We start from the raw sequence: 10,056 nt of genomic DNA on the forward strand, positions 1-10,056 counted from the left end.
CGTCGATGCGGAACAGCCGGCCGCCGCTGCCGCCGAAGAACAGGCTGCCATCGGGTGCGGCGGTCATCAGATCGATGCCGTCCAGCGTGGTGAACGTGGCCAGCAGCTTGCCCTGGGCCAGCGTCGCAGGCTGCTTGCGCACCTGGCTGAGCGAGTACGACAGGATGCTGCCGGTGTTCTGATCGTTCACGAACAATTGGTCGCCCGCCACAGCCAGCCCCACGGGCTTGCCCAGGCCGGTGATGATTTCGCGCTCGACGGCCTTGTCGCCGCTCACGCTCAGTTCGCTCACCGCGCCGCTGGCGCCCTTGATGAACCAGCCGTCAATCAGACCGCCATCCGGCGTGGTGGTGATGCCTATGCGCCGGCGCAGCGCGTCGGTGCCCGACAGGTTGACGGCCTTGCCGTCCTTGGTCACGGCGATCACCGCGCCGTCCGTGCCGAAGCCGAAGCGCGTGGTGTAGAACGTGCCGTCTGTCGTGCGCGTAAGCTGGCCCAGCGTCGCGCCGCTGGTGGGGGCGGGCGTGAGTGCCGCGAACACCGGGAAGTTCTTGTCGCCATCCCATGAACGGATGTTGTTGGCGCTGTCGTCCGTGACATACAGGCGCGATTCGTCAGGGTCCCAGTACACGCCGTTGAGCTTGGCATTGAGGCTGATGGTCGTCGGGCCGCGATCGATGTCGTCATCGCTGCCACCGCAGGCCGAAAGCGAAAGCGCCAGCAACGCGCTGGCCGCACCCAGCACAAACAGGCGGCGCAGGCCGCTGGCGATTCGATGGGAGCCGGTGCCGAAATTCATATGCATGTGCTTCTCTCTGACTTTTGCTGGGCTGTCGCAGGGGATGAAAGCGCTATTATATAAATGAATAGCGCTATGCCGGAACCACCCCCGATCCCCTGTATGAGACCCACTATCCAGAAGAAGAAATCAATGGCCGCGGCGGCGCTCTGGTCCGCCTGCGCACTGCTGGCGGCCTGCGGCGGTGGCTCCTCGTCCGATGCTTCCAGCAACCCGCCGCAGACGCCGCCGGTGGCTGAAACCTGGCAATGGAATCTGCCCGCCGGCTTTTCCGCGCCGCTGGTTCCCGCCGACAACCCCATGAGCCAGGCCAAGGTGGAACTGGGCCGCGCGCTGTTCCATGACCCGCGCATCTCGGGCAATGGCACGCAGTCGTGCGCCAGCTGCCATGCGCAGGCCAGCGCGTTCACCGACAACCGCGCGCTTTCGCGCGGCGCGACCGGCGAGGTCCATCCGCGCAATGCGCAGCCGCTGGCCAACGTGGCCTTCAGCACCACGCTGAACTGGGCCAACCCGAACGAGCGCACGCTCGAGCAGCAGATGCGCACGCCTATCTTCGGCACCAACCCGGTCGAGCTGGGCGTGAACGACGGCAATCGCCAGGAAGTGCTGGCGCGCTTTCAGGCCGATGCCAGCTATGTGAAGGGTTTCAAGGCCGTCTTCGCCGACGAGGCCGATCCCATCAACTGGGACAACATCATCAAGGCCATCGCGGCGTTCGAGCGCACGCTGATTTCCGCCGACAGCCGCTACGACCAGTCCGTGGCCGGCAAGATCACGCTGACGGCGCAGGAAATGCGCGGCCAGAAGCTGTTCTTCAGCGACCAGGCCAAGTGCCTGCAATGCCACGGCAGTCCCAACTTCAACGACCAGTTCAGCACGGCCGCCAGCGTGCAGCGCGATCCGCGGTTTCACAACACGGGGCTGTTCAACATGGGCGGTACGGGTGCCTATCCCGAGCCCAACCGCGGCGTCTTCGAGATCACGCAGCTGGCGCAGGACATGGGCAGGTTCCGCGCCGCCAGCCTGCGCAACATAGAACTCACCGCACCCTACATGCACGACGGCAGCATGGCCACGCTCGAGGCGGTGCTCGACTTCTATGCGGCCGGCGGGCGCGAGGTGGGCAACGGGCTGTATGCGGGCGACGGCCGGCTCAACCCCTACAAGGACGCGCGCATCTCGCAGATCACGCTTTCCGATGCCGACAAGGCCGATCTGGTGGCGTTTCTGCGCACGCTGACCGACAGCGGGTTCGTGAACAACGCGTCGTTCTCGGCACCTGGCCCATGACACAGCGGGCCGGCAACGGCTGCTCAAGCCCTTGCGGCCGGGCGCGCACGCCGTTCACGCCGTCGCCGGCGCAAAGGGCGGCGGATCGAAAGCCGTGATCGGCGGCAAGCGTGCTTCCCAGCGCTCTATCTGCACGCTTGTGGTCTGCGCCGCGCAGCCCTGGCCCAGGCGCGAGCTGCCGATGTCGGGCGTGACCACATTGGCATTGCCATGCTTGTCGAGGCTGTGGGGCGTATGCGCATCCACCGGGTCGTACCAGGCACCGGTGGCGATCTGGGCCACGCCCGAAAGAATGCCGTCGCTCAGCCGTGCGCCGGCAAGAAACGCGCCGCGCCGATTGAACACCCGCACTACGTCGCCATCGGCAATGCCGCGCGCGGCGGCGTCGGCGCGGTTGAGCGTGATGGGCTCGCGGCCGGCGATCTTGGAGGCGCGGCTGACGGCGCCATGGTCGTACTGGCTGTGCAGCCGTGTCGCGGGCTGGACCGACAGCAGGTGGATGGGGCTGTTGCTGTCCATCTCCGGCGCGAACCAGGTCGCATGGCCGGGGCAGTCGTCATAGCCGAAGCCGGCAATGGTCTCGCTGTAGAGTTCGATCCGGCCCGAAGGCGTGGGCAGCGGGTGGGCAATGGGATCGGCGCGAAAGCGCTCGAGCAGCACCACCGGGCGCTGCGGCGCGGGCAGGTCGAAGTGGCCGGCCTGCCAGAAGTCGTCGAAAGCGGGCAGGGCAATGCCTTGCGCCTGCGCGCGCGGGCGCGAACTCTCATACAAATGGCGCAGCCACTGGCCGGTGTCGCGGCCTTCGGTATAGGCCTGGGCGAAGTCCAGTCGCTGGGCCAGCCCCGTGAAGATGGCGTAGTCATCGCGCGCTTCGCCCACGGGCGCTATGGCCGCCTGCATCGCCACCATGAAGCGCTCGTTGCTGGCGCTGCCGATGTCGTCGCGCTCAAGCGCAGTCGTTGCGGGCAGCACGATGTCGGAGTGCCGCGCCTGGGCGGTCCAGTACTGCTCGTGGGTGATGATGGTTTCGGGCCGCTGCCAGGCTTCAATCGTGCGGTTCAGGTCCTGGTGGTGGTGAAACACGTTGCCGCCGGCCCAGTACACCAGGCGCACATCGGGATAGCGGTGCTGGCCGCCGTTGTACTCGAAGGGCGCGCCGGGCTGCAGCAGCATGTCGGCAATGCGCGCCACGGGAATGAACTGCGCCACGGCGTTGTGCCCCTGCGGCAGGCGCGCGCCCGAGAAACTGGTCTGGCCGCTGCCGATGTAGTTCATGCAGCCGTAGCCCAGGCCGAAGCCGCCGCCGGGCAGGCCGATCTGGCCCAGCAGCGCGGCCAGGGTCACGGCCATCCAGAAGGTCTGTTCGCCGTGGCGCGCGCGCTGCAGCGAGTAGACGACGTTGACCAGCGTGCGCTGAGCGGCCATGCGGCGCGCTAGCGAGACGATCTCTTCGGCCGCGATGCCGCAGCGCTCGGCCGCCCAGCGCGGCGTCTTGGGCTGGCCGTCGGCGTGGCCCAGGATGTAATCGCGCACCTGCTCGAAGCCCGTGGTGTGGCTGGCAAGAAAGGCGCGGTCGTGCAGGTTCTCCGCCAGGAGTACATGGGCCAGGCCCAGCATCAGCGCCACGTCGGTGCCGGGGCGCACCGCCAGCCATTGGGCCTGGGGCACTTCGGCCATGTCATCGCGCACCGGGCTGATGTTGACGAAGCGCGTGCGGCCGGCCGCGGCCATGCGCCGCAGCGCCGGGCGCACGCCGTGTGCGCTGGCGCCGCCGGGGCTGACCTGGGTGTTGCGCGCGGGCAGGCCGCCAAACGAGACGAACAGTTCGCAGCGCTGCTCCAGTACCTCCCAGGACGTGTGCTGCTGCAGCAGTTTGTCCATGGCGTCGACGATGTGCGGCAGCAGCACCCGGCCCGCGCCCAGGCTGTAGCTGTCCTTGCTGTAGACATAGCCGCCGAAGCCGTTGAGAAAGCGGTGCAGCTGGCTTTGCGCGTGGTGAAAGCGCCCGGCGCTGGACCAGCCGTAGCTGCCGCCGAAGATCGCGCCATTGCCATGCGCGTCGCGCACCCGCCGCAGTTCGGCCGCCACCAGGTCGAGCGCCTCGTCCCAGGGCACTTCGACAAAGGCTTCGCGCCCGCGCTGCGCGCCGCTGTCGTGGCGCGTGGCCGGGTGCAGAAAACCGCGGCGCACCGCGGGCCGGCGCACGCGCGTGGGGGAGTCGATGGCGCCGGGAATCGACTGGCCTATGGGCGAAGGATCGGTGTCCCAGGGCGCGGGCTCCATGCCGGTGAGCTTGCCGTTGCGGACTACAGGCCGGTAGTTGCCCCAGTGGGTCGAGGTGAACGCCATGTTCAGGCGGCCACGGGCTCGGGCCGGGGCGCGCCGCGCAGCGACAGATCGGGCCGGGTCAGCGCCTGGGCGCGCGCCAGCGGCAGCAGGTCGCGGCCATAGCCGATGGCGTCCTCGACGGGATCGAAGCCGCGGATCAGGAAAGTGCTGATGCCCAGGTCGCGGTAGTCGAGCAGCGCATCGGCCACCTGTTCGGGCGTGCCGACCAGCGCGGTCGAATTGCCCTGGGCGCCGAGCAGGCCGGCAATGCCGGTCCACAGGCGCTTGTCGAGGCGCGCGCCCCGGGCCGCGGCGTCAAGCAGGCGCTGCGAGCCCACGTTGCCGGGCGCGGGCTTGTCGAGCTTTCCCTTGCGTGCGGCAATCTCGCGTGCCTGCTCCAATATGGTCTCGGCGCGTGCCCAGGCCGCGGCCTCGGTGCTGGCGAGAATGGGTCGCAGCGAAAGGCTGAAGCGCACGCTGCGGCCGTGGCGCGCGGCGGCGGCGCGCACGCGGGCCACGGTCTCGCGCACCTGTTCATGGGTTTCGCCCCAGAGCGCATAGACGTCGGCATGCTTGCCCGCGACCTCGATGGCGGCGTCGGACGAACCGCCGAAGTACACCGGCAGATGCGGCTTCTGCGGCGAGCGCACATCGGAGAACGCCTTCTCGTAGCGGTAGAAGCGGCCATGGTGATCGAACGGCTGCTCGCTGGTCCAGGCCTTGCGCACGATCTCCAGGTACTCGTCGCTGCGCGCGTAGCGCTCCTCCTTGTCGATGAAGCTGCCGTCCTGGCGCATCTCGAACTCGTTGCCGCCGGTGATGATGTGCACCGCGCAGCGCCCGCGCGTGACGACGTCCAGCGTCGCGAGCTGGCGCGCGGCCAGCGTGGGCTGGGTGAAGCCGGGCCGGTGGGCCACCATGAAGCCCAGGCGCCGGGTCACCGAAGCGGCATGCTGCGCGACCAGGATGCTTTCGGGCGAGGTGGAATGAAAGGCAATCAGCGCGCGGTCGAAGCCGCCGTCCTCGTGGATGCGCGCGGTGTGCTCGACATGCGCCAGGTCCAGGCCGGAGCGCGGGGCATCGATGATTTCCGAGCTGAGCTGGGTGCCGATGTAGCCAATGAATTCAAGGGACATGCTGGAGGTCTCCGGGTTGGAAGAAAGTCAGGGGGCGCACGCATCGCGCGCCATGCGAAACACCTGGTCCATGCGCCAGTGCTGGTTGGGGTGGCTGGCGGCGAACTCACCCCAGCCCGAGTCGCGCCGGAACTGGCCGAGCAGGCCCGCGGCGCGCACCTGTTCGGCATCCAGCGGCGTGGGTCCCGTGCAGTCGGGAGCGACAAACAGCGCGTCGGCGCCGCAGTACAGCTCGCACATGTAGCAGGTCTGGCAGTCATCCTGGCGGGCAATGTGCGGGCGGCCGTCGGCGCCGGCGTCAAACACATTGGCCGGGCAGGCGGTGATGCAAGTGCCGCAGGCGGTGCAGGCATCGGCAAGAACAAGTTCGATCATGGGTGGCTGGCCAGTGGCTGGTCCTGTGTCGTGGGCGGGGCCGCAGGGGTCTGCATGTCGGGGCTCACCCATGCGCGCTCCAGACCGCCGATCTGCAGGCGGCGTGCCTGTCGCGCATCGCTGGCCGGCAGGTCTTCGCGCTGGTGCATGCCGCGGCTTTCCTTGCGCTGCAGCGCGGCGGCAACCGACCAGCGCGCGCTGGCCGTGAGCGCTGCGGCTTCGCGCAGGCGCAGCGCATCGCTGGCTGCGCGGCCGTGGTCGCGCAGCTCGGTCCAGGCCGACTCCAGCGCCTGCGCGCTGGCGCGCAGCCCGGCGCCGGTGCGGAACAGATTGCGCTCGTAGGGATGCATCTGCGCCTGCACGGTGGCAATGGCCTGGCGGGCATCGACAGCGCGCGCGTTCTTTGCGGGCCGCAGCCCGGCCTGGCCCAGCGGCTGCAGCGCCGACGCCGAGGGTCCGCGCCGCAGCGCGAAATCCGCGGCCGCGCGCGCCGCCCAGTGCGCCGACGACAGCGCCCAGGCCGAGTTCTGCGCGCCGCCGCCCGAGATGGCGCCGGTCACGAGTTCGCGCGTCGCGGCGTCGCCGGCCGCATACAGGCCCGGCACGCCGACGCCGCAGTCGGCACCGGTCACGCGCAGTCCGCCCGTGCCGCGTATCGTGCCGTCGGTGTGCAGCGTGACTTCAAAGCGATCGCGCCAGGGGTCGATGCCCCAGCGGTCGAACGGCAGCATCACATTGGGCGAGATCGTGGGCAGCCATTGCCGCACCTGTTCGGGCATGCGGTCGAAGCGGCAGAACACCGGGCCCTGCAGCAGCGCCCGCGCCAGCGCGCGGCTGTTGTCGGGCCCCGCGGGAATGTCCAGCGCCCGGCCGCCGGCATCGGTGTAGCTCGCATAGGCGTACGACATGGTGCGCGTCATGTTGGAGCGCAGCGGCGCGACGGTGTAGGCGGCCGTGAACTCCATGCCCGACAGCGTGGCGCCGGCCTCGGCACCCATCAGGTAGCCGTCGCCGGTGTTGTTGTGCGCGCCAAGCAGGTGGGAGCGGAAGCTGGTGCCGCCCGTGGCCAGCACCACCGCGCCGGCGCGAATCTGCCAGGGCGCGTTGCCGCGCTGGCGCTGCAGGCCGCGCGCGCCCGCGATCGCGCCGTCGCTGGCGCGCAGCAGTTCCAGCGCGGGCCAGTGGTCGAGCACGCGCACGCCGAGATCCAGCGCCAGGCGGCGCAGCGCGGCCAGATATTCGGGGCCGCGCAGGCCGCGGTATTGCAGCGCGCCGGCTTCGTCGCGTGGAAAGTCATAGTGGCTGGCGAGCGTGGGCAGAACGCGCCAGGTGAGATCGATCACCGCCGCCATCCACTGCGCATCGCCCAGACCCGCGGCAGCGAGACTGCGCGCGGCAATCGCCTGCGGCCTGGCATCGGGCGCGACCCACCAGTGGCCCGGGCCGGCGGTTGCCGTGACGCCGCTGGTGCCGCAGTAGCCCTTGTCCACCAGGATCACGGCCGCGCCGGCGCGCGCGGCCGCAATGGCCGCCCAGGCTCCGGCCATGCCGCCGCCTATCACCAGCACGTCGGTCTGCAGCGCGATGCGGTCTTCAGGCATGCACGGCCTCGGCAATGTCTGCCGTGGCCGCCGGCGCGGGCCGCACGCCCAGCCAGGCCAGCAGCTGGCCGCGCATGGCGTTGAAGTCCGTATGCTCGACGGCGCGCGGATGCGGCAGTTCGACCCGCAGTTCATGGCGAATCACGCCTTCGTCCATCACCAGCACCCGGTCGGCCAGCAGCAAGGCTTCCTCGACATCGTGGGTCACGAGCAGGATGGCGCAGCGGTGGCGCTGCCACAGCTCCTTGACCAGCTCCTGCGCCTTGGCGCGGGTCAGCGCGTCCAGCGCGCCAAACGGCTCGTCCAGCAGCATCAGGTCGGGCTCGCGCACCAGCGCCCGGGCCAGCGACGCGCGCTGGGCTTCTCCGCCCGACAGCACCTTGGGCCAGACATCGGCGCGGTGGCTCAGGCCCACTTCCTCCAGCGCGGCCAGCGCGCGCTGCCGATCGGGCCGGCCGGGCAGGGCCAGCGCCACATTGCGCCATACGCGCTTCCACGGCATGAGGCGCGGCGCCTGGAATGCGACGGCGCGCCTGAGCGGGACTTCGACGCTGCCCGCGATGTCGTGGTCCAGGTCGGCCAGGATGCGCAGCAGCGTGCTCTTGCCGCAGCCCGAGCGGCCTATGAGCGCGACGAACTCGCCGGCGTGCAGGTCCAGGTCCAGGTTGTCGATGACGGCGCGTTCGCCAAAGCGCCGCGTCAGGCCGCGCACGCGCACGGCGGGGGTGGAGCTGTCCATGCCTTCAGCCTCCGCTGAACGCCGGCCGCCAGGCCAGCAGCAAGCGCTCGAGCGCGCGCACCACCAGATCGACCACCAGGCCCAGCAGCGCATAGACCACCAGGCAGACGACAATCACATCGGTCTGGAACATCTCGCGCGCCGTGCTCATCAGATAGCCCACTCCGGCCGTCGCATTGATCTGCTCGCCGAACACCAGTGCCAGCCACGACACCGCCAGCGCATAGCGCAGGCCCACCAGCGCATTGGGCAGCGCGCCGGGCAGCACCACATGGATCACCATGGCCGTGGGCGACAGGTTCAGGGTGCGGCCGGCCTCGACCAGCGCCTGGTCCACGTTGCGAATGCCCGCATACACATTGAGGTACAGCGGAAACGCCGTGGCCAGCGCGATCAGCGCGACCTTGGGTTCCTCGCCAATGCCGAACCAGATGATCAGCAGCGGAATCAGCGCCACATTGGGCACGGTGCGCAGCATCTGCAGCACCGAGTCGATCAGGTCCTCGCCCAGCCGCGTGAGGCCAGACAGCACGGCCAGCAAGATGCCTGCGCTGCCACCTATCGCCAGGCCCAGCAGCGTGCGCTGCAGCGAGATCAGGATGGCATCGGGCAGCTCGCCCGAAGCCCACAGCGCGGCGGCCGAAGACAGCACGGTCTGCGGCCCGGCCAGCACTTCCGAAGGCAGCATTCCGCTCACCGACAGCGCATACCAGAGCGCGACCAGCAGCACCGGCCCGGTGGTGCGGCGCACGATGCGCGGCACGCCGCGGCGCAGCGTGGAACTCGGAGCGATGCGCTGCAGTTCGATGCCGCCGGCCGGTGTGGGCCTTGGCAGCGGCGCGACCGCGTGATCGTGCACCGTGGCCGCGCGCGGCAGGGTCAGTTCCAGCGAAGTCATGCCACGCTGGCGATCGGCAGATCGCGGTAGACGTATTGATTGAAGTCTATGGGGCCGCGCAGCACGCCGGTGTCCAGCCAGACCGCGTGGGTGCGCTGCAGCCGCGCGACAAAGGTGTCGTCAACGGGCACGCGCCGATAGGCCGAGTTTTCTTCATGCAGCGAAGCCACGACCGACTTGTCCTGCTTGCTGAAGGCCGCATACCAGGCGATGTAGGCTTCGGGGTTGGCGCGCGCCCAGGCGTAGGCCTTGTCGGTCAGCTGGGCATAGTGCGCAATGGCCGCGCGCTTTCCCGCATCGGCCAGCGCGCTGCGCGTGGCGCTGAGCACCGATTGCCCGCTGTTGATGCCCACGCCGTCGTGCAGCACGCGCGCGCCCAGCGCGCCCACGGTGCGCGCGCGAAAGATGCCCCAGATCGCCCAGGCATCGATGCTGCCCGCGCCAAAGGCCGCGCTGGCGTCGGTGGGCGACAGGAATGCGAGCTTGACGTCATCCAGCGCAATGCCTGCTTCCTTGAGCACCCCCACGGTCGTGAAATGCGCCACGCTGCCGCGCGTCGTCGGCGAAATGGTCTTGCCGCGCAGATCAGCCACCGATTTGATGTCGCTGTTCTTGCGCACCAGCAGCGAGGTACCCTTGCCGCCGTTGGTCCAGCTCGCGACCGCCAATATGCGCGATCCGCCCGCAATCGCGCTGACGGTAGGCGAGTCGTTGGCGCTGCCGATGTCGGTGGCGTCGGCCTTGAGCGCCTCGTGCAGATTGACAGCGGCCGCGTAGTTGGACCATTCGATCCTGTAGGGCAGGCCGTCCAGCAGACCGGCCGCGCGCAGCAGGCCTTGCGAGGCGCCGGTCTGGTCGCCGACGCGCAGCGTGACCTTGCGCAGATC

Annotated in this window: 9 protein-coding genes; 1 reads left to right on the plus strand and 8 read right to left on the minus strand. The window is 69.5% G+C overall.

Translation table 11 applies throughout. From position 1 onward, the window contains the following. Positions 1-805 (minus strand): hypothetical protein (locus RR928_RS19930; protein ID WP_332683917.1); only part of this gene is annotated, 805 nt, incomplete at its 3' end. Between the two features lie 96 nt (positions 806-901). Between RR928_RS19930 and RR928_RS19935 the strand changes: the two genes are divergently transcribed. Next, complete coding sequence (locus RR928_RS19935) at positions 902-2,092, plus strand: MbnH family di-heme enzyme (RefSeq protein ID WP_332683919.1); 1,191 nt, start codon at positions 902-904, stop codon at positions 2,090-2,092. A gap of 54 nt (positions 2,093-2,146) precedes the next feature. Here RR928_RS19935 and RR928_RS19940 read toward each other — a convergent pair whose 3' ends face one another. From RR928_RS19940 to RR928_RS19970, 7 genes are all read right to left on the minus strand, one after another. Next, entirely contained in the window at positions 2,147-4,441 is a 2,295-nt protein-coding gene (locus RR928_RS19940) for a molybdopterin guanine dinucleotide-containing S/N-oxide reductase (protein WP_332683921.1), read from the minus strand. Positions 4,442-4,443: 2 nt separating this feature from the next. Further along, complete coding sequence (locus RR928_RS19945) at positions 4,444-5,556, minus strand: LLM class flavin-dependent oxidoreductase (protein WP_332549250.1); 1,113 nt, start codon at positions 5,554-5,556, stop codon at positions 4,444-4,446. A gap of 27 nt (positions 5,557-5,583) precedes the next feature. After that, positions 5,584-5,931, minus strand: coding sequence for a ferredoxin family protein (locus RR928_RS19950; RefSeq protein WP_332539173.1), 348 nt, complete (start codon positions 5,929-5,931; stop codon positions 5,584-5,586). After that, positions 5,928-7,532 carry an FAD-binding protein gene (locus RR928_RS19955; RefSeq protein ID WP_332683924.1) on the minus strand — a complete coding sequence of 535 codons (1,605 nt, stop codon included), beginning with the start codon at positions 7,530-7,532 and terminating at the stop codon, positions 5,928-5,930. Before RR928_RS19955 ends, RR928_RS19950 begins: the two co-directional genes overlap by 4 nt. After that, entirely contained in the window at positions 7,525-8,271 is a 747-nt protein-coding gene (locus RR928_RS19960) for an ABC transporter ATP-binding protein (RefSeq protein ID WP_332683926.1), read from the minus strand. Before RR928_RS19960 ends, RR928_RS19955 begins: the two co-directional genes overlap by 8 nt. 4 nt (positions 8,272-8,275) lie before the next feature. After that, the gene (locus tag RR928_RS19965; RefSeq protein WP_332539170.1) at positions 8,276-9,169 is read right to left on the minus strand and encodes an ABC transporter permease subunit; all 894 of its coding nucleotides are present in this window, start codon (positions 9,167-9,169) and stop codon (positions 8,276-8,278) included. Then, positions 9,166-10,056, minus strand: an 891-nt coding sequence (locus RR928_RS19970; protein WP_332539168.1) for an ABC transporter substrate-binding protein, incomplete at its 5' end; no start/stop codon positions are given. The genes RR928_RS19970 and RR928_RS19965, both read right to left, overlap by 4 nt.

This window comes from Comamonas sp. (assembly GCF_036666375.1).
GTDB lineage: Bacteria > Pseudomonadota > Gammaproteobacteria > Burkholderiales > Burkholderiaceae_C > Comamonas.